This window comes from Pontivivens ytuae, from assembly GCF_015679265.1.
GTDB lineage: Bacteria > Pseudomonadota > Alphaproteobacteria > Rhodobacterales > Rhodobacteraceae > Pontivivens > Pontivivens ytuae.
The window spans coordinates 1,757,436-1,780,040 of sequence record NZ_CP064942.1 but is presented as its reverse complement, the minus strand read 5'-3'; the positions used below and the strand labels follow the sequence as shown (position 1 = coordinate 1,780,040).

The window sequence follows — 22,605 nt, the reverse complement described above, 5'->3', positions numbered from 1 at the left end:
CATTTCGGAGCGCCGGTTTAGTCGGTCGTGTCGACGCCCGCGGCGGCGGCCTCTTCCTCGGTCGCCTGCTCGCCCTCGACCCAGTAGCCGTCATAAACCTCGCCGGAGGCATAGGTCATCAGGCCGCGGCCCTGGCGCTGGCCGGCCACGAAGAAGCCCTCGTAGACGTCGCCGTTCGGGTACTTCGCCGTGCCCTCGCCGTCGATCTCGCCCGCGGCCCAGCCGCCGACATACTCAAAGCCGTCGGGCATCGTGATCGTGCCCTCGCCCTCTCGCTGACCGTTCACGAAGGTGCCGGTGTAGATCGTGCCGTCCGCGTAGGTCGCCACGCCGTCACCGTGGCGCAGACCATCGCGCCACTCGCCGGCGTACTGGTAGCCGTCATCGTAGGTCATGACGCCGTAGCCGTGGTTGCGCGCGTCGCGGAACTCGCCCTCGTAGACGAGACCGTTGTCGTAGCGGGCGACGCCCTCGCCCTCGATCACGCCCTCGACCCACTGACCGTCATAGGAGGATCCGTCGGGGTAGGTGATCTTGCCCGCGCCGTGGCTGAGGTCGTTGAGGAACTCGCCCTCGTAGACTGAGCCATCGGGATAGCGGACGAGGCCGACGCCTTCGATCCGGCCCTCGACCCAGGAGCCCTCGTAGACGTAGCCATCCGTGCCCTGGAAGGTGCCCTGGCCGTCGCGCAGATCGCCTGCGAACTCGCCCTCGTAGATGTCGCCGTTCGCGTAGGTGGCGATGCCGGTCCCCTCGCGCTGGCCATCGACAAGGGTGCCTTCGTAGACGTCGCCGTTGGGCTGCGTCAGCTTGCCTTCGCCGTTGATCTGGTTGTCGGCCCACTGACCCTCGTAGGTCAGGCCATCGGGCAGCACGAGCGTGCCGTCACCCTCGCGGATGCCGCGCACCACGTCGCCCTCGTAGACCGCGCCGTCGGGGTAGGTGATCTTGCCGGTGCCGTCCTTGGTCCCGTCGACCCAGGTGCCCTCGTAGCGGTAGCCGTTGGGCGAGATCATCGTGCCCTGGCCGTGGTGGACCGAGTTCTGGAACTCGCCCTCGTAGCGCACGCCGTTGGCGTAGACCGCGACCCCGGTGCCGGAGATCACGCTGTCCACCCACTCACCCTCGTAGGTGCCGCCGTCGGAGAACTCGATGGAGCCCTGGCCGTGCGGCTGACCGTTCAGGAACTGACCGGTATAGACCGAGCCGTTCGGGAACTTGGCGACGCCCTCACCCTCGATCCGGCCCTCGACCCAGGTGCCCGTGTACTCATAGCCGTTGGGCAGGCGATAGGTGCCCTGGCCATGCTGCAGGCCATCCTTGAACTCGCCCTCGTAGACGCCGCCGGTGTCGTACTGGCGAGTCTGCACGGCTCCTTCGGATTGGGCATGTGCGGCGATGTTGCCGAAGGCCACCGCGCTCACCCCGATCGCAGCAACCGTCAGGTACGAAAAACGTGTCTTCATCCGTCCAACGCGCCGGAGTTGGTGTCCCCGGCTCCCCTCATAAGTGATACCGCGTCCGGGCGGTTCTTCATCCCTCGCCGACACTATTTGCATCGGTCAATTGTGACAACTCCGGATTGAGACCCGCGACGTCTCGTCGATCACGATTCTAAGGCAATCCGCTTGCACCGTCCCATGTGCCCACGATATGCGGCCACATTGAGGCGGCACGTTGCGAGAAAGGCACGGCATGATGGACCGGTTCCGGCTGACGATGGCGCAACTTAACCCCGTGGTGGGGGATTTCGCGGCCAATCTCGACAAGGCGCGCGCCGCGCACGCCGCCGGGCGTGAGGCGGGCGCCGATCTCGTGACGCTGCCGGAGATGTTCCTGACCGGCTACCAGACCGTCGATCTGGGGCGGAAGCCTGCCTTTGTCGCCGATGCGATCGAACGCGTGCAGGCGCTGGCGCGGGAGCTTGCCGACGGCCCCGCGCTTGGCATTGGGGCGCCGTTCCTCGAAGGCACCGATCTCTACAATGCCTACTGGCTGCTGGATGGCGGTGAGGTTCTCGCCGTCATCAAGAAGCAGATGCTGCCCAATGACAGCGTCTTTGACGAAAAGCGGGTCTATGTTCCCGCCGCACCGCAGGGTCCGGTGAGCCTCCGCGGCTGGCGTGTCGGCATCCCGATCTGCGAGGATTCATGGCACCCCGGTCCGGTGGAGACGCTGGAGGAGACGGGCGCCGAGTTCCTGTTCGTGCCCAACGGCTCGCCCTACCACCGCGCCAAGCACGACCGGCGGATGAATCACATGGTCGCCCGCGTGGTCGAGAGCGGGCTGCCGCTCGCCTACCTCAACATGGTAGGCGGCCAGGACGACCAGATCTTCGATGGCTGCTCCTTCGCGCTGAACCCGCATGGACAACTTGCCGCACTCTTCCCCAGCTTCGACGAGGCGATCCGCACGCTGGAGGTCGAGCGCACGCCCGACGGCGCCCGCATCGTCCCGGCGGAGGAGACGCGGTTGCCCGACGACACCGCCCTCGATTACCGCGCGATGGTCGAGAGCGTGCGGGACTACTGGGCCAAGACCGGGTTCGAGAAGGCGCTGCTGGGCCTCTCCGGCGGGATCGATTCGGCCCTGACCGCGGCCGTCGCCGCCGATGCGCTGGGGCCGGAGAACGTCCGCTGCGTGATGCTTCCCTCCGAATACACCTCGCCCCATTCGCTGGAGGATGCCGAGGTATGCGCCAAGGCGCTCGGCTGCCGTTACGACTACGTGCCGATCGATGCGCCCCGTGAGGCGGTGACCCAGACGCTCGCCCCGCTTTTCAACGGCACGTCGCCCGGCATTGCGGAGGAGAACATCCAGTCGCGCCTGCGCGGTCTCCTCCTGATGGCGCTGTCCAACAAGTACGGGGAGATGCTGCTGACCACCGGCAACAAGTCGGAGGTCGCGGTGGGCTACGCCACGATCTACGGCGACATGTCGGGCGCCTACAACCCGCTGAAGGATCTCTACAAGACGCGGGTCTTCGCCACCTCCGCCTGGCGCAACGCGAATCACGATCCCGCCTGGATGCGCGCGCCCGCCGGCGAGGTCATCCCCCAGCGCATCATAGACAAGCCACCCTCGGCCGAGCTCCGCCCCGATCAGAAGGACGAGGACAGCCTGCCGCCCTACGACGTGCTCGACGGTATCCTCGAGATGCTGATCGAAGGCGAGCGCTCGGTGGAGGATTGCGTCGCCGCGGGCTACGACCGGGATATAGCGGCGAAGGTGGAGCACCTACTCTACATCGCCGAGTACAAGCGCTTCCAGTCCGCGCCGGGCACCCGGCTGACCACGCGCGCCTTCTGGCTCGACCGCCGCTATCCCATCGTCAACCGCTGGCGGTCCGCTGGAAATCAGTAGGCGCCGCGCGCGTCCGCTCCATATCGTCTCTCGAGCATCACGTTGGGGGACGGTCCGATGCGCCGCGTTTTTCTGATCTGCCTGATCCTCGCCCTGCCGCTCGTCGCGCAGGAGCCCGGCCCGCCGCCGGAAACCTCGATGCGACCCGAGCCGCGCCCGGCGGCTGAGGAGGCCGATGTTGCGGTCGCGCCGGACGATCCCGTAGAAGTGGCGAAGGATACTCCGCCGATCACCCCGACCGACCGCGCCGCGACGCCAAGCGAGCATGCCGCCTGCCTCGCCGACCTAGATGCGCTCGGCACCTCCTACGAACTCGCCGACCGGGCGGAGGATCCCGACGATCCGGCTTGCGGCATTCTGACCCCCGTCACCGTCAGCGAGGTGGTACCCGGCATCGCCCTCGACCCGCCCGCCACGATCCGGTGCGAGACTGCCCGCGCGCTCGCCGACTGGACGTCCACGCACCTCGCCCCCTCCGCGGAGCTGCTGGAGCGGGGCGAACTCACCGGTCTCGTCAACGCCAGCGGCTATGTCTGCCGCCGCCGCAACAACCTGCCGACCGGGCCGCTGTCCGAGCACGCCTTCGGCAATGCCATCGACATCTCCGAATTCCGCTTCGCCGAGGGCGACCCGCTGCCCGTCGCGCCTCGCGATGGCGGTTCGATCGAGGCGGCGTTCCAGCGCGCCATCCGCGCCGCGGCCTGCCTCCACTTCACCACCGTCATCGGCCCCGGCACAGATGCCGCGCACGCCAATCACCTGCATTTTGATCGCGCCGCGCGCCGTGAGGGCTGGCGCTACTGCCGCTAGGCGCGCAAACAGTCAGACGAACACGCCTCACCGGATTCCATTGATGCGCCTGATCCGCTTCCTCCTCCGCTGGACGCTCTACCTGCTCGCGCTCGCGGTGCTGTTCGTGGCGGCGGGGCGCTGGGTGGTGCCGCCGATCACGCACACGCAATGGGTGGAGCGGCAGCGGCTCGGCGCGCTGCAGCGCGAGTGGGTGCCGTTCGAGGCCGCGGGCCCGCTGCCCGCCGCCGTGATCGCAGCGGAGGATGCGAATTTCTGCGCCCACTGGGGCTTCGACTTCGACGCGATCCGCGCGGCGTTGCAGGAGGAGCGGCGGCGCGGCGCCTCCACCATCTCCCAGCAGGTCGCCAAGAACGTCTACCTCTGGCAGGAGTCGACATGGCTGCGAAAGGGGATCGAGGCTGCCGTGACTCTCGTGATCGAGGCGACCTGGCCCAAGCGCCGCATCGTCGAGGTTTACGTGAACGTGGCCGAGATGGGGAACGGCGTCTTCGGGGCGGAGGCCGCGGCGCGCCACTGGTTCGGCACCTCCGCCGCCTCGCTTACTCCGGCGCAGGCCGCCCGCATCGCCGCGATCCTGCCCGCCCCGCATGTCCGCTCCGCCAGTGCACCCGGCGACTTCACCGCGGGTCGCGCCCGCTCCATCGCCGAAGGTGCCCGGAGCCTGCGGCAGAGCGACCGCCTCGCCTGCCTGTCGCCGGGTTAGAGCCCGCTGCTCTGCGCGCGCCCGTCCAGCGCGTGGCCGTAGATGCGCACGTTCTCGATGCCTGCGATCTCGCTCGCCATGAACCAGTCGATGGCGGCCAGCGTGCCGTTGTTGCAGTAGGTGATGACGTCGCTCATCCAGTCGACATGCTGCGCGTTCTTGATGCGCTCGAAGATCGACATCTCGTCGCCCGCGCGCCCGTCCTCATGCTCCAAGAGCGTGATGCCGTTGAGCAGCGTCGAGCCCGGCAGCGATTCCCGCCGTGCGATCTGCCAGAGCGGCCGTGCGTCGAGCAGCACCGCCTCGCTCTCGCCCCGCAGCACGGCATTCACGTCCGCATGGGTGGCGAGCCAGGTTCGGTCGAGGGTCAGGTCGAGGTCGATGGGCACGATCCGCCCCGGCCGCTCGGACATTGCGTAGCCCTGATCGCGCCACGCCCGGATCCCGCCATCGAGGATCGCGATGTCCTCGAACCCCGCGGATTTCAGCATCCAGTAGGCCCATGCCGCGGAGCCGAAGTTCCGCCGCGCGGCACTAGAGTGCACGATCACGACGGGACGCTCCGGCACGAGGCCCGCGCCGCCGATCAGCGCGCTCAGCGCCGCATCGCTCGGCAAGTCCAGCGGATCGGCCCACACCGCGCGCCACTCGCCGAAGGGCACGTTGATCGAGGTCGGGATATGGCCGGTACCGTAGCTGAACAGGCTCAGCTCCGCCTCGGGCTCGCGAATATCCACCACCTGCGGCCACGGAGCCGTCGACAGACGATCCGCCAGCTCGGTGGGCGTGATGAGCGGCGCCATGCGGGCAGGGGCCTCCGCACTCGCCGTAGAGGCGAGCGACAGCACAACCATGAGGAGAATCTGCAACATCCAGCGAATATTCATCCCGGCCCTCCATCTTTCCCTTGTGAGCCTGACCGGACCTCATACAGCTGATTCGTGTCCATTGCGAGGCAAGGTGTCGCAACCCCGTGCCCACGCCGGTTGAATTGCCCCCGCCGGACAGGCATACCGAACGGAAAGTCAGGTATCGGACGATTATGCGGCGCCTTCATCACCTCCCCCTCTCCCCGTTCTCGCGCAAGGTGCGCCTTGTCCTCGCCGAGAAGCGGATCGAGGTCGAACTGGTCGAGGAAAAGCCGTGGGAACGCCGGATGGAGTTCCTGCTAATGAACCCCGCCGCCCGCGTCCCCGTGCTCCAGATCGACGGTCTGACGCTCAGCGACTCCACTGCCATTTGCGAGTATCTGGAGGAGACGGTGCCCGACCCCGCCCTCCTGCCCAAGCGCGCCGCGGACCGGGCCGAGGCCCGCCGCCTCGCCCACTGGTTCGATGACAAGTTCCACCACGAGGTCACCGTCAACCTGCTCTACGAGCGCGTGACGAAGAAGCTGAAGAAGACCGGCTACCCAGAGAGCGCGCGCATCCGCGAGGGCACCTCGAACATCAAGTACCACCTCGACTATCTCGACTGGCTCTGCGATCAGCGCAGGTGGCTCGCGGGCGATCACATGACCATCGCCGACTTTGCCGCGGCCGCGCATCTGAGCTGCCTTGATTACGTGGACGACGTGGACTGGAACCGGTCGGACAACGTGAAGGACTGGTATGCGCGCATCAAGTCGCGCCCCGCCTTCCGCCCGATCCTAGCCGACATGGTGCCGGGGATGCCGCCGCCGGTGCACTACGCCGACCTCGATTTCTGATGGACGCCGGACGGGTGAAGGCCGAGGCGCAGCACCTCGGCTTCGCCAGCGCCGGGATCTGCAGGCCGGACGCGATCCCACAGGCAGCAGACCGCCTCGCCCGGTTCCTCGCCGACGACATGCACGGCCAGATGGGCTGGCTCGCCGACCGCTCCGAATGGCGCGGCAACCCTGCCGCCCTCTGGCCCGAGGCCCGCTCCGTCATCATGCTGGCCGAGCCCTACACCCCCGACCGCGATCCGCTGGAGCTGCTTGAGGAGCCCGAGATTGGCGCGATCTCCGTCTACGCCCGCAACAAGGACTACCACGACCTCGTCAAGAAGCGGCTGAAGCGCCTCGGCCGTTGGCTGGTCGATGAGACAGGCTGCGAGATCAGGGTCTTCGTCGACACCGCCCCCGTCATGGAGAAACCGTTGGCCGAGGCTGCCGGTCTCGGCTGGCAGGGCAAGCACACGAACCTGCTGTCCCGCGACCTCGGCAACTGGTTCTTCCTCGGCGCGGTCTTCACGACGCTGGAGCTCACCCCCGATCCGCCGGAGGTCGAGCATTGCGGTTCCTGCACCGCCTGCCTCGACATCTGTCCAACCGACGCCTTTCCCGCGCCCTTCCGCCTCGATGCGCGGCGCTGCATCTCGTACCTGACCATCGAGCACAAGGGCCCGGTGGACGAGGAGCTGCGCGCGAAGATGGGCAACCGCATCTATGGCTGTGACGACTGCCTTGCCGTCTGCCCCTGGAACAAGTTCGCGGTGGAGGCGCGGGAGGCCGGCTACTGGGCCCGTGTCGAGCTCGCCGCCCCGCGGCTCGACGACCTCGCGAAACTTACCGACAAAACCTTCCGCGAGGTCTTCGCGGGTAGCCCCATCAAGCGTATCGGCCGCGACCGCTTCGTGCGCAACGTGCTCTATGCTATCGGCAACTCCGCCACGCCGCACCTGGCCGAGGCCGCCCGCCCGCTGAGCGAAGATCCCGACCCGGCGGTCGCCGATGCCGCGCGCTGGGCGCTGGCCCGCCTCGCCGACACACAACCACCCCGGCCCTGAGCCGGGGCCGCCCGCCATTGTTCCGGGTCGAGCCCGGCCCAACGACGTGATAGCGACACAAGCATGAAAACCCTGCTCTCCATCGGCCATGGCTACTCCGCCCGCGCGCTCGCCGCGCGGCTGGAGGGTTTCCGCATCATCGGCACCACCCGGTCGGAGGAGAAGGCGGACGCCCTGCACGCCGCGGGCGTCGAGCCGCTGATCTGGCCCGGCACCGACCTCGCCCCCGCCATTTCCGAGGCGACACATATCCTCACCTCCGTCTCCCCGGGAGACGCGGGAGACCCGGTGCTGAACACCCATGCCGACGCCCTGCGCGCCGCGACGCCCGAATGGGTGGGCTACCTGTCGACCACCGGTGTCTACGGCGACCGCGATGGGGGCTGGGTGGACGAGGGCTCCGAACTCAAGCCCGCCACCCGCCGCGGCAAGGCCCGCGTCACGGCCGAGCTGGGCTGGCAGGCGCTGGGCCTGCCGCTCCACATCTTCCGGATCGCCGGCATCTACGGCCCCGGCCGCGGGCCCTTCGTCAAGGTCCGGGCAGGCACCGCGCGGCGGATCATCAAGCCGAACCAGGTCTTTTCCCGCATCCATGTCGAGGACATCGCACAGGTTCTCGCCGCCTCTATCGCGCGGCCCAATCCGGGGGCGATCTATAACCTGTGCGACGACGACCCGGCCCCGCCGCAGGACGTGATCGCCCACGCCGCCGAACTGCTGGGCCTGCCGCTGCCGCCCGCCATCCCGATCGAGGAGGCGGACATGAGCCCCATGGCCCGCAGCTTCTACGCCGAGTCCAAGCGCGTCTCGAACGACCGCATCAAACACGAACTCGGAGTGCACCTGGAGTACCCGACCTACCGCGAGGGCCTCGCCGCGCTGCTCGAAGCCGAGCAGTAGAATCCTCTCGCCCGGCGGCCCTCAGCGCGCACAAACGAAAAAGGCGGAGCACCACGCCCCGCCTTCATCTTTCCTCAAATACGCAAGATCACTCCGCCGGCACAGCCTCGGCCGTGTCGGACAAGGGCGCGGGCAGGCGGCTGAGCATCTCCTTTGGGCAGACCTGCCGGAACTTCGGCAGCTCCAGCGCCCAGTCGCGCAGGATTGTCTCGGCCCGGCGGGAGCCGGTCTCCTCCAGATGCCGCTCGACCAGTGACTTCAGCACCCCCTCCCAATGGGCGCTGTCCACGCCCACCGAGACGATGCTCTCGTCGTTCATGCGGATGTCGAAATCGCCCGCCTCGTCGTAGACGAAGGCCATACCGCCCGTCATCCCGGCGCCGAAATTGTCGCCGACCGCACCCAGGATCACCGCGACCCCACCGGTCATGTACTCGCACCCGTTGGAGCCGCAGCCCTCCACCACGACCTCGGCGCCGGAGTTGCGGACGCAGAACCGCTCCCCGGCCCGGCCCGCGGCGAAGAGCGCACCGCCCGTCGCACCGTAGAGCACGGTGTTGCCTATGATCGTGTTCTGCGCAGCGTCGAGCGGCGAGCCCAGCACCGGTTTCACCACGATCTCGCCGCCCGACAGGCCCTTGCCGACATAGTCGTTGGCATCGCCCGACACCTCGATCTTCAGCCCCGGTGCGGCGAAGGCGCCAAGCGACTGCCCGGCCGAGCCCTCCAGCTTCACCGTCAGGTGATCCGACTGCAGCCCGTTCCGCATGCCGAAGCGCCGCACGATATGCGAGGACACCCGCGTCCCCACCGTCCGGTAGGTGTTCGCGACCGAGTAGGAAAGCTGCATCTTCTCCCCGTCCTTGAAGAAGGGCTGGGCGTCGCGAATGATCTGCGCGTCGAGCGTTTCCAGCACCTCCTGCCGCGGGCGGCTGCGATCGTAGACCGTGCGCAGTTCCTCATCGACCGCAATCAGCATCGGGTTGAGGTCGAGATCATCGAGATGCGCCGCACCGCGCGACACCTGCGCAAGCAGGTCCGCCCGCCCGATCACCTCGTCGAGCGACCGCACGCCGATGCTCGCCAGCACTTCGCGCACCTCCTGCGCGTAGAAGGTGATGAGGTTCACGACCTTGTCCGCGGTGCCCGTGAACTTGTCGCGCAGCTCCTTGTCCTGCGTGCAGACGCCGACGGGGCAGGTGTTGGACTGGCACTGCCGCACCATGATGCAGCCCATGGCGATCAGGGCCGCGGTGCCGATGCCGTACTCCTCGGCCCCCATCATGGCCGCGATCACGATGTCGCGGCCCGTGCGCAGACCGCCATCGGTCCGCAGGGTCACGCGGTCGCGCAGGTTGTTGAGCGACAGCACCTGGTGCGCCTCGCTCAGCCCCATCTCCCACGGCAGACCCGCATGCTTGATAGAGGTCTGGGGCGACGCACCCGTCCCGCCATTGTGGCCGGAGATCAGGATGACGTCTGCCTTCGCCTTCGCCACACCGGCGGCGATGGTGCCGACGCCGGTCTGGGCCACCAGCTTCACGCAGACTTTCGCATCCGGGTTGATCTGCTTGAGGTCGTAGATGAGCTGCGCGAGATCCTCGATCGAGTAGATGTCGTGGTGCGGCGGCGGGGAGATCAGGGTCACCCCCGGCGTCGAGTGCCGCAGCTTTGCGATCATCTCCGTCACCTTGAAGCCGGGCAGCTGTCCGCCCTCGCCGGGCTTCGCACCCTGGGCGACCTTGATCTCCAGTTCCTGGCAGTTGTTGAGGTATTCCGCCGTCACGCCGAAGCGCCCCGACGCGACCTGCTTGATCTTCGCCGACGGGTTGTCGCCGTTGGGCTCGGGGTGGAAGTGCTTCGGATCCTCCCCGCCCTCACCGCTGTCCGACTTTGCGCCGATCCGGTTCATCGCGACGTTGAGCGTCTTGTGCGCCTCGGGGGAGAGTGCGCCCAGCGACATGCCCGGCGTCACGAACCGCTTGCGGATCGAGGTGATGGATTCCACCTCATCCACCGGGATCGGCTTGCGGTCGGGCTTGAAGCCCAGAAGGTCGCGCAGGTGGATCGGCGCCCGCGCCTGCATGCCGCGCGAATACTCCTGCCAGATCTTGTAGCTGCCCCGGTCGCAGGCCGCCTGCATCATGTGCATGAGCTGCGCTTCCCACGCGTGGCTCTCACCCGAGCGGCGCGCCTTGTAGAAGCCGCCGACCGGCAGCACGTCGGTGCCGCTGGCATAGGCGCGCGCATGCACGGCCTTCGCCGCGGCCTGCACGCCGCTGATCCCGATGCCCGAGATGCGGGAGGGCATGCCGGGGAAGAACTCGTTGACCATCGCGCGGCTGAGGCCCACGGCCTCGAAGTTCAAACCGCCGCGATAGGAGGAGATGACGCTGATCCCCATCTTCGACATGATCTTCAACAGGCCCTGGTTCACGGCCTCCGCGAACTTGTCCATCGCGACCGAGAGCGGGCCGTCGAGCAGGCCGCGGTCAATCCGGTCGGCAATGGAGTCCTGCGCGAGCCACGCATTGACCGTGGTCGCACCTGCACCGATCAGCACGGCGAAGTAATGCGGGTCCACACACTCGGCCGAGCGCACGTTGATCGAGCAGAAGGTCCGCAGCCCCTTGCCGGTCAGCCACGAATGCACGGCAGAGGTGGCGAGGATCATCGGCAGGCCCACGCGATCCGGCCCGACATGCTCGTCGGTCAGGATGACGTGGTTCGCACCTGCGCGCACCGCCTGCTCGGCCTCCGCCCGCACCCGCTCCAGCGCCGGGCGCATCTCGTCGCCAGAGAAGGTGCAGTCGATCACCGCGGCACTGTCGCCGAAATAGTCGAGCATCTTGGCCCAGCGGGCGTTCGTCACCACCGGGCTGTCGAGGGTCAGGATCTCCGTCTGCGCGCCGGTCTCGTCCAGCACGTTCTTGAGGTTGCCGAACCGCGTCTTGAGGCTCATCACCCGATGCTCGCGCAAGGAGTCGATCGGCGGGTTCGTCACCTGGCTGAAGTTCTGGCGGAAGTAGTGGCTGAGCGGCCGGTACTTCTCGCTCAGCACCGCCTGGGGCGTGTCATCGCCCATGGAGCCGATCGCCTCCTTCGCGTCCTCCACCATCGGGTGCAGGATCTGCTCGAGGATCTCGATGTCGTACCCGGCGGAGATCTGGCGCTTGCGCAGGGCCTCGCCCTCCAGAACCGTCGTCTCGCCCGTCACGTCGGTGACGTCGGCGAGGTCGGTGATCCGCCCGACCCACTCGCCGAAGGGCTGTGAGGTCGCCAGCTCGTCCTTGATCTCCGCATCGTGGAACAGTGCGCCGCGCTGCATGTCCACGGCCAGCATCTGGCCCGGCCCCAGCGCGCCCTTCTCCACCACGCTCATCTCGTCGGTCGGGACCATGCCCACCTCGGAGCCCGCGATCACCATCCCGTCGCCGGTCACCACATAGCGCATGGGCCGCAGCCCGTTCCGGTCGAGCCCGGCACAGACCCACCGCCCGTCCGTCATCGCCAGAGCGGCAGGACCGTCCCACGGCTCCATGACGGAGTTGGAGTAGGAGTACATGTCCTCCCATTCCTGCGGCATCTTGGTGGCCGTCTTCGACCACGCCTCGGGTACCAGCATGGTCTTGGCCATCGGCGCGTTGCGGCCCGCACGGACCAGCACCTCGAACACGGAATCGAGGGCGGCGGAGTCCGAAGCCCCGTTCGCCACGATCGGCTTGATGTCCTCGGCCAGCTCCCCGAAATAGCTCGACGCCATCCGGATCTCGTGGCTCTTCAGCCAGTTCAGGTTGCCCTTCAGCGTGTTGATCTCGCCATTATGGGCCAGCATCCGGAACGGCTGCGCCAGCCACCACTGCGGGAAGGTGTTGGTCGAATAGCGCTGGTGATAGATCGCGAACGCGCTCTCGAACCGCTCGTCCTTGAGGTCGGGATAGAACTCCGCCACCTGCTCGGCCAGCATCATCCCCTTGTAGATGATCGAGCGGCAGGACAGCGAGCAGATGTAGAGCTGCGGCACCTGTGCCGCCAGCGCCGCCTTCTCGATCCGGCGCCGGATGACGTAGAGCTCGCGCTCGAACTCCTCCTCATCCACGCCCTTCGCGTTCGAGATCAGGATCTGCTCGATCTCCGGCCGCGTCGCGTTCGCCTTGTCGCCGAGCACCGAGATGTCCACCGGCACGTGCCGCCAGCCATAGATCGTGTAACCCATGCGGAGCACTTCGGTCTCCACGATCGTGCGGCAGGTCTCCTGCGCGCCGAAATCGGTGCGGGGCAGGAAGACCTGGCCGACCGCGATCAGCTCACCCTGATGGGTGTGACCCGTCCGCTCGATCTGATCCTGGAAGAAGGGGACGGGGATCTGCACATGGATGCCCGCGCCGTCGCCCGTCTTGCCGTCCGCGTCCACAGCGCCCCGGTGCCAGATCGCCTTGAGCGCATCGATGCCGTTCTGCACGACCTTGCGCGAGCGCCGCCCGTCGATGGAGACCACGAGCCCCACACCGCAATTCGCCTTCTCCTCTTCAGGCAGGTACATGCCGTGCTCGGCCAGATGCGCGGCCTGCGCCTCATAGCCCTTCACCCAGGCGTCGTCATACTTGGTCATGGCTGGTCTCCTTCCACGAAGGGATACTTGCGTTCGTATTCGGTGGCGCTGACGCGCGTGTGCTCCCCGGCGAGGGCGGCCCAGGCGAAGGTCCGGTCGGCATAGACCTCGCGGGTCAGCGGAATGCTTTTCGAGCCGGGGAAAAGCCCCGGCATCAGCTCGTAAGGCCCGTCATCGTCGCGGAGCCACAGTTGCGTGCCGCAGGTCGGGCAGAACGCCCGCTCGGCAAAGCTGGAGGAGCGGTAGGAACGCGGCGTTCCCTCCACCGTCACGGCGTCGGGCGCGGCCTCCAGCCCCATCCAGATCGTGCCCGACCACGTCCGGCAGAGCGAGCAATGGCAGGCGGAGACGGCGTCCGCATGGGCGCGCACACTGATCCGGATCTCTCCACAAAGGCACTGCCCCACCATCATTCTGCGGCCTCCAGCGTAGGCTGCGACCGCGCGCGGCGCAGGCGACCGCCAGCCTCCACGATCAGGCGCTCGGCATGGATGTTCTCGCCGTCGAGCAGGGCGGTGACGATTGGGCGGAGTTGCCCCTTCGCCTTCAGCCCCTCGGCCAGCGCATGGAAGGCGCCGGGAAACAGGAAGTGGCGCACATTCGCCGCCAGCGGGATCGCCTCGGCCTGCCGCCGCTCCAGCCCGCGCGCACCCTGCAGGATCGTGTAGCGGGTGGCCGGACGGATGCAGTCGGCGAGGTGCGGCGCGCGGAAGGTCCGCACGGGGCGGGCATAGCGCGCCCACCGCCGGTCCTCGACCAGCCGTTGATCGAGCGTCGCCTGAGGGCAGATCGCGATCACCCCGTCCATGTCGAACCGGCTGGAAAAGACGCAGGCCCCGTAGGCGCCCATGGAATTGCCGATGGCGAAGACCTGCCGCGGCGCGACCGCGTCCAGCACCGCCCGGATATGTGCCTCGATCCGGCGCATCATCCCGCGGGTGTTGTACCAGCCGTTGGTGCGGTCGGCGATGAAGAGCATGTGGTTGCGCCCGCCTTGCGAAACGGTGCCCCAGAACTCCTCCGCTCGGCCCTCGCCGTCGTGCGCCCCGATGCCGCGGAACGACAGCACGAGCCGCGCGCCGGCGCCGGGCACGTAGCGCACCGCCAGCGTATCGGACATTTCGCGCAGCTCGGGTTCCATCGGGTCCTTTCGATCCGGTTAAGAAAACAGCGTCAGCGCCGCTGTCCTGTATGATCTCGGTGACGGTGGGGGAGGCGGCCTGCGTGGCATACGTTTGTCATACGCAAATCATACGCCGGTTTTCCGCTGTCTCCCCCTCCGTTCGGTTCAGAATTTCTTACTCGGCAGCCACGGCAGCGGCGGCGTTGAAGCGGGCCAGCATGGCCTCCGCCGCCTCACGCCCGTCGCGGATCGCCCAGACGACCAGCGAGGCGCCGCGCACGATGTCGCCCACCGCATAGACGCCGTCCATCGGGGTCTCGTGCGTGCGGAAGTCGGCCTTCACCGTGCCCCAGCGCGTGACCTCCAGCGCCGGCTCGTTCCAGAGCGCGGGCAGATCCTCCGGCTCGAAGCCGAGCGCCTTGATGACCAGATCCGCCTCCTCGACATAGTCGCCGCCCTCGATGGGCTCGGGCGCTTGCCGGCCGGTCGCGTCGGGCGCGCCGAGGCGCATCTTCTGCACCTGGACGCCGTTCACCGACCCCTCGCCGTGGAAGGCGGTGGGAGCGGAGAGCCAGACGAACTCCACGCCCTCCTCGATCGCGTTCTCCACCTCGCGGGCGGAGCCGGGCATGTTCGCGCGGTCGCGGCGGTAGAGGCATTTCACGCTCTTCGCACCCTGCCGGATCGCCGTGCGCACGCAGTCCATCGTGGTATCGCCGCCGCCGATGACGACCACGTTGCGACCCTCGGCGTTCAGCTCGCCGCTCTCGAACTCGGGCACCGTGTCGCCGAAGCCCACCTTGTTGGAGGCGGTCAGGTAGTCGATCGCGCGCACGATCCCGTCGAGCCCGGCACCCGGCCCGCCCAGATCGCGGCTCTTGTAGACGCCGGTCGCGATCAGCACCGCATCGTGCTTCGCCCGTATATCCTGGAAGGAGATGTCCTCGCCCACATTGCAGTTGAGCACGAACTCCACGCCGCCCTCTTCGAGCTGCCGGTTCCGCCGCTCGGTCACGTGCTTTTCCAGCTTGAAGCCGGGGATGCCGTAGACCATCAGCCCGCCTGCGCGGTCGTAGCGGTCATAGACCGTGACCTGCACACCGGCGCGGCGCAGCATGTCGGCCGCCGCGAGGCCCCCCGGACCGGCACCGATGATGCCCACGCTCTCCGACCGCTCCTGCGCGGGCTGGATCGGTTTCACCCAGCCGTTCTCCCACGCGGTGTCGGTGATGTACTTCTCGACCGACCCGATGGTCACCGTGCCGTGGCCCGACTGCTCGATGACGCAGTTGCCTTCGCAGAGCCGATCCTGCGGGCAGATGCGGCCGCAGATCTCGGGGAAAGTGTTGGTGGCCTGACTGATCTCGTAGGCCTCCTGCAGGCGGCCCTCCGCCGTCAGCTTCAGCCAGTCGGGGATGTTGTTGTGCAGCGGGCAGTGCGACTGGCAGAAGGGCACGCCGCATTGGGAGCAGCGCGAGGCCTGCTCGGCGGCCTTCGCCTCGGCATACTCGCGGTAGATCTCGTCGAAGTCCTCGGTGCGGTCGTCCGCCGCGCGCTTCTCCGGCATCAGCCGCGGCACGTCGGTGAATTTCAGCATCGTTTGCTTCGCCATAATCTTTTTCCCCTAGTACTGTCGTGCTAGGCATCAGCCTTCGACACGACCGGCGCCGCTGGGCTTGTCCGACCCGCCGCGCTCTTGGCAAGAGTCCACGGCATCACCGCAGCTTGCGCACCTCATACAAGAGCCGCGGGCGGCAATAAAGTCAAATATACTGACCTAAATCGGAGAAATCGGCAGCTCTGGCGGTTTTTTCGTCGCAGAGGGCGGCAAAATAGGACCGATCCGGACTTATCGCCGGCATTTGAACTCGCCTTATGGTGGAGTAGCTTAGCGCGACGTTCGATTCGAACCCACGGGGACCTTCCAATGCCATTGCTGGATCTCGCGATCCTGGCCCTGATTCAGGGCATTACCGAATTCTTGCCGATTTCCTCCTCCGGACACCTCATTCTCCTCCCCGCGCTGACGGGGAACGAGGATCAGGGCGTCACCTTGGATGTCGCGGTGCATGTCGGCACGCTGGTGGCCGTCATCCTCTATTTCTGGAAGGATGTGGCCATCGCGTTTCGCGGCGGCCTCTCCCTGCTGACGGGCCGTCTCTCGGCCCCCGGCGCGCATCTCGCGCTCGCGCTGATCATCGCAACGATCCCGGCGGTGGTCTTCGGCCTGTTCCTCGCGGTTACCGACCTCAACGACGCCATGCGCTCAATTACCGTCATCGGATGGACGATGCTGATCTTCGGCGTCGTGCTCTACTGGGCCGATCAGGTCGGGGTGGAGGAGCGTACGGCGGAGCAGTGGACCCTGCGCCACGCCGTCATAATGGGCCTCTGGCAGGCGCTGGCACTGATCCCAGGCACCTCCCGCTCGGGCATCACGATCACCGGAGCGCGCCTTCTGGGCTACGAGCGGAAGGAGGCGGCGCGGGTCGCGATGCTCATGTCGATCCCGGTCATCATCGCGTCGGGCGTGGTCATCGCGCTCGATATTCCGCCCGGCAATGCGCAGGTCTGGCGCGACGCGGCGATCGCGGCGTTCCTCGCCTGCATCTCTGCCCTGATCGCGGTCGCGCTGATGATGAAGTTCCTAGAGCGCGTCAGCTACACGCCCTACGTCATCTACCGCGTCATACTGGGACTGATCCTGCTGGGGATCGCCTACACCTAGCGCAGGTTCTTCGCGGACTCGATGATCTCGGAATACTGCCCGTTCGGGCGGAAGCGCCAGAGGTAGCTGTCGAGGATGCCGTCCATGTCACGCGGCTCGATGCCGAGATCCGCGAAGCCGCGCGCGTCTTCGGCGACCACGTTGTCCCGCGCCAGCAGCTTCACCTGGTCCGGCGTGAGGATCGAGTTCGGCACCGCACCCAGCGTCAGGATCGGCAGGAGGTTCAGCACGTAGCCCTGCAACTTCGCGATCCCCATCGGCACCGGCATCAGCACGCGGCGACGGCGGATCACGCGCAGGAGACGCTCCATCAGCTCGCGGAAGGTCTCGATATCCGGGCCGCCGAGCTCATAGATCCCGGGCTCCGCCTTGCCGTCGATGGCGAGCAGAGCGGCTTTCGCGACGTCATCGACATAGACCGGCTGGAACCGGGTCTTGCCGCCGACCAGCGGCAGCATCGGAACGCCCTTGGCCATCCCGCCGAAGCGGTTGAAGAACTCGTCCTCCGGCCCGAAGACGATGGACGGGCGCAGGATCACGGCGCCCGGAAACGCCTCTTTCACCTGCTGCTCGCCAACGCCCTTGGTCCGGGCGTAGTCGCTGTCGCTATCGGCATCCGCGCCGATCGCGGAGAGGTGGACGAGGCGCTCGACCCCTTCCTCCTTCACGATGCGGGCGATGCGGCCCGCGCCCTCCGCCTGCACAGCGTCGAACTTCTGCTTGCCGTCGGGAAAGAGGATGCCGACGCAGTTCACCACGGCGACCGTCCCGGCGATGGCCGCGCGGGTCGAGGCATCGTCCCGGATATTCGCCTGCACCGGCTGGACCTGCCCGACCGTGCCATAGGTCATGGTGAACGTCGCCTCGTTCGGGCGGCGCACCGCGACCCGCACCCGATAGCCCGCATGTGCCAGCGCCTGCACGATATAGCGGCCGACGAAACCGGACCCGCCGAAAACGGTGACGATGGGCGACTGCAGGGTCATGGCACAGCTCTCCTGGCTGGTGTGATGCGCCTTTCCTATGCGGCGGGTGCGCGGGCGGCAAGCCCGCGGATCGTCTCACCCGCCGAACGCAAGCTGCGCCGCGATGGTCCACATGATGCAGCCGACCAGAACCTCGAGCACCTGCCAGGCGCGCGGCCGGGCAAAGAGCGGCCGTAACAGTCGCGCCCCGAATCCCAGCGCGAAGAAGAAGGAGAAGGACGCAGCCACCGCCCCGGCGCCGAAGGCCAGCCGCTCCCCCTCGAACTGGGTGGAGACCGAGCCGATCAGGAACACCGTGTCGAGATAGACATGCGGGTTGAGCCACGTCAGCGCGAGGCATGTGACGAGCGTCGCCCCCAGCGGCCGCCCCGCGCCTTGCGCCGGGTCGAGCCGCCCGCCACCCTTCAGGGCCGCCCGGAAGCTCAGCGTCCCATATGCGAGCAGGAAGAGCACCCCGCCCCAGCGGAACGCCGGCTCGATCCACGGGGCCGCCGCAATCAGCGCGCCGAGGCCCAGGATGCCCGCGATGATCAGGATCGCGTCCGACGTCGCACAAGTGAAGCAGACCGCCAGTACATGCTCCCCCCGCAGCCCCTGCCGCAGCACGAAGGCGTTCTGCGCCCCGATCACGAGGATCAGCCCAAGCCCCAGTCCGTATCCCGACAATGCCGCGTCCATGCGCCCCTCCTCTTTGGTGCGGCAGGACTAGACGGCAGCGCTTTTGAAGTGAAATTAAAGATATGCGCAGTGATGAAGAGAAATTCAGGATGCTCGACTACCGCGGTCTCTCCGCGGTGTCGGCGGTGCTTGCGACCGGCAGTTTCGAGCGGGCGGCCGACGCGCTGGGCCTGACGGCCTCGGCCGTGTCCCAGCGGGTTCGCCAGCTCGAGGCGCGGATGGGCACGACGCTGATCGTACGGGGCCAGCCTTGCACGGCGACCGAGGCGGGCGCCCGGCTGCGCCGCCATGCGGAGGAGGTTCGGCTCCTCGAGCAGCGCCTCCGGGTCGATTTCGGTGAGGTAGCCCCGGCGACGCTGCGGCTCGCGGTGAATGCGGACAGCCTTATCACTTGGTTCATCCCCGTGATGGCCGACTGCGCGCCGCTACTCTTCGACATCATCATCGACGATCAGGACCACACCGCTGACCGGCTGTTACGCGGTGAGGTCTCCGGCGCGATCACAGCCTCCGAACGGCCCGTGCAGGGCTGCGACATCCGCCCGCTCGGCGCGCTGCGCTACCGCGCGGTGGCGAGCCCCGACTTCATGGCACACTGGTTCCCGAACGGTGTCGACGTGGCGGGTCTCTCGCGCGCTCCGGCCCTGACTTACGACGCGAAGGATCGGCTCCAGACCCGCTGGGCCGAGGCGGCGACCGGGGCGAAGCCGGCGATGCCCACGCACTGGCTGCCCTCCACCCGCGGCTTCACCGATGCGGCCCTCGCAGGCGTGGGCTGGGGGCTCAATCCGGAAGCGCTGGTCCGCCACCACATCGAGGCCGGGCGCCTCGTCGAACTGATCGAGGAAACACCCCTCGACGTGCCCCTCTTCTGGCAATGGCCGCGCCGCCTGACGACCGCACTCGCGCCAGTGACGGAGGCCATCCGCGCCGCCGCCAAGGAGCACCTGTCCCGCCCCCCGCGAAATCCGCAAGCGACCCGTTGACACCCCCCGCCCACCGGCGTAGAGGACGCTCCACGACACCTGCCCAGGTGGCGGAATTGGTAGACGCGCCAGCTTCAGGTGCTGGTGTCCGTATGGACGTGGAGGTTCGAGTCCTCTCCTGGGCACCACTCCCTTACAATTGTCCGATTTGGTTTAGCCCTGAGCTTTTCCGCGGCTGGAACTCCGTTTCGACTGCATGCACCCACGCCGCCCCGATGACACGAAATCGTCGTGCAAGCGTTGCAAGAGGGGCGGCGCGGATCGGAGGCCGCATCGCATGAGTATCCGCCTTGCAGGGGTCACCAAGCGCTTCGGCGCCCGCGCCGCGGTCGACGATGTCAGCGTCGAGCTCTCCACCGGCGAGTTCTTCGCCATCGTCGGCGCGTCGGGCTGCGGGAAGTCCACGCTGCTCCGACTGATCGCGGGGCTGGAGGTGGCCGATGCAGGCGAGATCGCGCTGGCAGGTCGCACGGTCAGCGGACCGGGGCTGCATGTGGCGCCCGAGGACCGCAATGTCGGCTTCGTCTTCCAGTCCTACGCGCTGTGGCCCCATCTCGACGTGCGCGGCAACGTGGCCTTCCCGGCCGAGGCGGCGGGCGTCAAGCGGGCGGAGGCGGCGCGCAACGCAGACCGCCACCTCGCCACCGTGGCGCTCACCGACTATGCCGCGCGCAAACCGGCGGACCTGTCCGGCGGCCAGCGGCAGCGGGTGGCGCTCGCGCGGTGCCTCGCGCAGGAGGCGGGGACGATCCTGATGGACGAGCCGCTCGCCAATCTCGATCCGCACCTGCGCAGCACCATGGAGGAGGAGCTCGTCGGCTTTCACCGCACCGCGGGCGCGACGACCGTCTACATCACCCATGACCAGCGGGAGGCGATGGCCGTGGCCGACCGCATGGCGGTGATGGCGGAGGGGCGGTTCCTCCAGGTCGGCACCCCGACGGAGATCTACGACCGCCCCGCCAACGCCGCCGTCGCCCGCTTCATCGGTCACGGCGCGGTGCAGCCGGTTTCCGTCGAGGGCGGTGCCGTGAGACTCGCCGGACATCCGGTGAAGCTGCGCGGGAACGGGGGCACGCACGCGCTCTTCCGCCCCGCCGACCTCTCCGTCACCGATCCCGACGCCACCACGCTGTCCGCCACCGTGGAAAGCGTCCTCTACCGTGGTGGCCACTGGGAGGGGACAGCGCGGGTGGAGGGGCTGTCGGAGCCCTTTCAGCTCCACCTCGACCGCCCCGTGGAGGTCGGCGAGCGGCTGGGCCTCATGATCAATGGCGGCTGGATCCTGCCCGGCTAGAGCCGCCAGGGCACCACGCCCGCGGGCAGCCGCCGCCCCATCACGTGCAGCATCGCCATCAGCGCCACCGTCGCGATCACCGTCACCGCGGACATCGCGGCGGCCAGCGTGGTGTAGCCGCCATCCTCGTAGTTGTAGATCGCGGTCCCGATCGTTTCCGTCCCCGTGGACCACAACAGGGCGGACACGGTGACCTCGTTATACGCCGTCAGGAACACCAGGATCGCGCCGGAGGCCGCGGCGGGCGCGATCAGTGGCAGGAAGATCCGCCGCATCCGGTAGCCATAGCCCGCCCCCGCCACCCGCGCAGCGGCATCGAGGGCGGGGTCGAGCTGCATCGCCGCGGCCGCGATGGGTTTCAGCGCCACGGCGAAGAAGGCGCAGAGGTATGCGAGGAAGATGATCCCCAGCGTGTTGTAGAGTGAGACGCCCACCACCGGCAGCGGCCGGATGAAGGCGAGGATGAACGCGATGGAGATCACGAGCCCCGGAATCGCATAGGTCATCTCCGCCAGCGTTGAGAGCCCCAGCCCTACCCGCCGCGGCCCCCGCGCCGTCCCGGCCAGAAACCGGGCGAGCACCATACCGCCGAGCGCGATGATCAGCGCCGCCGCTCCGGCGGTGAGCGTGGAATTGAGGAAGGCGCGCGCCGTCACGCTCTGCTCGAACAGGATCTCCCGGAAATTGGCGAGGGTCATCGTCTCCGCCGTCAGGGGCAGGCCGTAGGTCACAACCAGCGCCGTGCCGAAGAGCGCCGCGACGGGCAGCAGCAGCGTGACGAGCACCAGCAGCACCATCGCCCCCTCGACTACCGGCCTCCAGCGCCCCAGCGTCAGCCGCAGCGGCGCCTGCGGCGGGCCGATCAGGGCCGCGCGGCTGCGCCCAAGCAGGGTCATCTGCACGATCACGATCAGGATGGCGAGCCCCGCCAGCAGGGCGGAGATCGCGGCGACATCTGCCAGCATCGACGGCCCGAAGCTCGACAGCCGCTGCCAAATCAGCACCGGTAGCGTGGTGTAGCGCGCGGGAATGCCCAGGAGCGCCGGGATCCCGAAGTTCCCCAGCGCGGAGACGAAGGCGAGCGCATAGGCCGCGATCAGCGTTGGTGCCAGCAGCGGCAGCACGATCCGCCGCATCAGCCGCCCGGCGCCGGCGCCCGCAACCCGCGCGGCCTCCGACATCTCACGGGGCAGGGCGCGCAGGGCGGCGAGCACCACGAGGAACACCAGCGGCGTGTGCTGCACGGCCAGCAGCGCGATCACCCCCTCCCGGCTGTAGAGCGGATGGGGCGAGCCCGGCGGCGGCGCGAGGCCCACGGTGTTCAGGATCGGTGAGGACGGCCCCATCGCCTGCACCCAGGCGATCGCGGTCACATGCGGCGGGATCATCATCGGGATGAGCAGCAGGAAGGTGAACACCGCCTTGCCCCGCGCATCCGTCAGCCCGACGACCAGCGCGACCGTCGTTCCCGCGACGAGTGAGAGCGCGGCAGACACTCCGGCGCTGTCGATGGAGTTCCACAGGGCTCGCGGCACCGAGCGGCTGTCGAGCGCGTTCATGAGTGGCGCCAGCGACAGGCTCCCGTCGTCCACCAGCCCGACGCGCGCGAGCAGTGCCAGCGGCAGCACGAAGAGTGCCCCGGCAAACAGAAGCAGGGCGGCAAGG

General features: G+C 67.9%; 18 protein-coding genes and 1 tRNA gene. 10 read left to right on the top strand and 9 right to left on the bottom strand.

Annotated features, from left to right (window positions below):
* Positions 1–17: 17 nt before the first annotated feature.
* Positions 18–1,466, bottom strand: coding sequence for an MORN repeat-containing protein (locus tag I0K15_RS08690; protein WP_196105042.1), 1,449 nt, complete (start codon positions 1,464–1,466; stop codon positions 18–20).
* 229 nt (positions 1,467–1,695) lie between these two features.
* Between I0K15_RS08690 and I0K15_RS08685 the strand changes: the two genes are divergently transcribed.
* Genes I0K15_RS08685 through mtgA form a run of 3 tightly spaced genes read left to right on the top strand, consistent with a single transcriptional unit; the run spans position 1,696 to position 4,879 of the window.
* The gene (locus I0K15_RS08685) at positions 1,696–3,363 is read left to right on the top strand and encodes an NAD+ synthase (protein ID WP_196105041.1); all 1,668 of its coding nucleotides are present in this window, start codon (positions 1,696–1,698) and stop codon (positions 3,361–3,363) included.
* A gap of 57 nt (positions 3,364–3,420) precedes the next feature.
* Positions 3,421–4,173 (top strand): extensin-like domain-containing protein, encoded by a 753-nt coding sequence (locus I0K15_RS08680; RefSeq protein WP_196105040.1) that lies wholly within the window; start codon positions 3,421–3,423, stop codon positions 4,171–4,173.
* A 43-nt stretch (positions 4,174–4,216) separates the two neighbouring features.
* On the top strand, positions 4,217–4,879 hold the full coding sequence (mtgA, locus tag I0K15_RS08675) for a monofunctional biosynthetic peptidoglycan transglycosylase (protein ID WP_196105039.1): 663 nt from the start codon (positions 4,217–4,219) through the stop codon (positions 4,877–4,879).
* Here mtgA and I0K15_RS08670 read toward each other — a convergent pair.
* Complete coding sequence (locus I0K15_RS08670) at positions 4,876–5,751, bottom strand: sulfurtransferase (protein WP_196105038.1); 876 nt, start codon at positions 5,749–5,751, stop codon at positions 4,876–4,878. The two genes, mtgA and I0K15_RS08670, sit on opposite strands and share 4 nt — an antisense overlap.
* A gap of 170 nt (positions 5,752–5,921) precedes the next feature.
* On the opposite strand from I0K15_RS08670, the gene fzlA reads away from it, so the two are divergent.
* The 3 genes from fzlA (at position 5,922) to I0K15_RS08655 (ending at position 8,530) form a co-directional block, all read left to right on the top strand.
* On the top strand, positions 5,922–6,587 hold the full coding sequence (fzlA, locus tag I0K15_RS08665; protein ID WP_196105037.1) for an FtsZ-binding protein FzlA: 666 nt from the start codon (positions 5,922–5,924) through the stop codon (positions 6,585–6,587).
* Entirely contained in the window at positions 6,587–7,630 is a 1,044-nt protein-coding gene (queG, locus tag I0K15_RS08660; protein ID WP_196105036.1) for a tRNA epoxyqueuosine(34) reductase QueG, read from the top strand. The genes fzlA and queG overlap by 1 nt, the downstream gene beginning before the upstream one ends.
* Before the next feature lie 63 nt (positions 7,631–7,693).
* Complete coding sequence (locus I0K15_RS08655; protein ID WP_196105035.1) at positions 7,694–8,530, top strand: SDR family oxidoreductase; 837 nt, start codon at positions 7,694–7,696, stop codon at positions 8,528–8,530.
* Between the two features lie 88 nt (positions 8,531–8,618).
* Here the strand turns inward: I0K15_RS08655 and gltB are convergent, their stop codons facing one another.
* The 4 genes from gltB to I0K15_RS08635 all read right to left on the bottom strand — a co-directional run bounded on the left by gltB (position 8,619) and on the right by I0K15_RS08635 (position 15,877).
* Positions 8,619–13,142 (bottom strand): glutamate synthase large subunit, encoded by a 4,524-nt coding sequence (gene gltB, locus I0K15_RS08650; protein ID WP_196105034.1) that lies wholly within the window; start codon positions 13,140–13,142, stop codon positions 8,619–8,621.
* Positions 13,139–13,555, bottom strand: a complete 417-nt coding sequence (locus I0K15_RS08645) for a GFA family protein (RefSeq protein ID WP_196105033.1) — start codon at positions 13,553–13,555, stop codon at positions 13,139–13,141. Before I0K15_RS08645 ends, gltB begins: the two co-directional genes overlap by 4 nt.
* Complete coding sequence (locus I0K15_RS08640) at positions 13,552–14,262, bottom strand: hypothetical protein (protein ID WP_196105032.1); 711 nt, start codon at positions 14,260–14,262, stop codon at positions 13,552–13,554. The genes I0K15_RS08645 and I0K15_RS08640 overlap by 4 nt, the downstream gene beginning before the upstream one ends.
* Positions 14,263–14,440: 178 nt before the next feature.
* The gene (locus tag I0K15_RS08635) at positions 14,441–15,877 is read right to left on the bottom strand and encodes an NAD(P)-dependent oxidoreductase (RefSeq protein ID WP_196105031.1); all 1,437 of its coding nucleotides are present in this window, start codon (positions 15,875–15,877) and stop codon (positions 14,441–14,443) included.
* Positions 15,878–16,192: 315 nt separating this feature from the next.
* On the opposite strand from I0K15_RS08635, the gene I0K15_RS08630 reads away from it, so the two are divergent.
* On the top strand, positions 16,193–16,993 hold the full coding sequence (locus tag I0K15_RS08630) for an undecaprenyl-diphosphate phosphatase (RefSeq protein ID WP_196105030.1): 801 nt from the start codon (positions 16,193–16,195) through the stop codon (positions 16,991–16,993).
* On the opposite strand, the gene I0K15_RS08625 is transcribed toward I0K15_RS08630, so the two are convergent.
* Together I0K15_RS08625 and I0K15_RS08620 are read right to left on the bottom strand one after the other, a co-directional pair.
* Positions 16,990–17,979, bottom strand: a complete 990-nt coding sequence (locus tag I0K15_RS08625; protein WP_196105029.1) for a complex I NDUFA9 subunit family protein — start codon at positions 17,977–17,979, stop codon at positions 16,990–16,992. The genes I0K15_RS08630 and I0K15_RS08625 overlap by 4 nt on opposite strands.
* A 75-nt stretch (positions 17,980–18,054) precedes the next feature.
* Positions 18,055–18,657: a LysE/ArgO family amino acid transporter gene (locus I0K15_RS08620; protein ID WP_196105028.1), complete on the bottom strand. Its 603-nt coding sequence runs from the start codon at positions 18,655–18,657 to the stop codon at positions 18,055–18,057.
* An 89-nt stretch (positions 18,658–18,746) separates the two neighbouring features.
* Between I0K15_RS08620 and I0K15_RS08615 the strand changes: the two genes are divergently transcribed.
* The 3 genes from I0K15_RS08615 to I0K15_RS08605 all read left to right on the top strand — a co-directional run bounded on the left by I0K15_RS08615 (position 18,747) and on the right by I0K15_RS08605 (position 20,940).
* Positions 18,747–19,643, top strand: a complete 897-nt coding sequence (locus tag I0K15_RS08615) for a LysR family transcriptional regulator ArgP (protein WP_196105027.1) — start codon at positions 18,747–18,749, stop codon at positions 19,641–19,643.
* Positions 19,644–19,684: 41 nt separating this feature from the next.
* Positions 19,685–19,771, top strand: a tRNA-Leu gene (locus I0K15_RS08610).
* 149 nt (positions 19,772–19,920) lie between these two features.
* A complete protein-coding gene (locus I0K15_RS08605; RefSeq protein WP_196105026.1) occupies positions 19,921–20,940 on the top strand; it encodes an ABC transporter ATP-binding protein in 1,020 nt (339 codons plus the stop codon).
* On the opposite strand, the gene I0K15_RS08600 is transcribed toward I0K15_RS08605, so the two are convergent.
* A complete protein-coding gene (locus I0K15_RS08600) occupies positions 20,937–22,568 on the bottom strand; it encodes an ABC transporter permease (protein ID WP_230374357.1) in 1,632 nt (543 codons plus the stop codon). The genes I0K15_RS08605 and I0K15_RS08600 overlap by 4 nt on opposite strands.
* Positions 22,569–22,605: the final 37 nt, after the last annotated feature.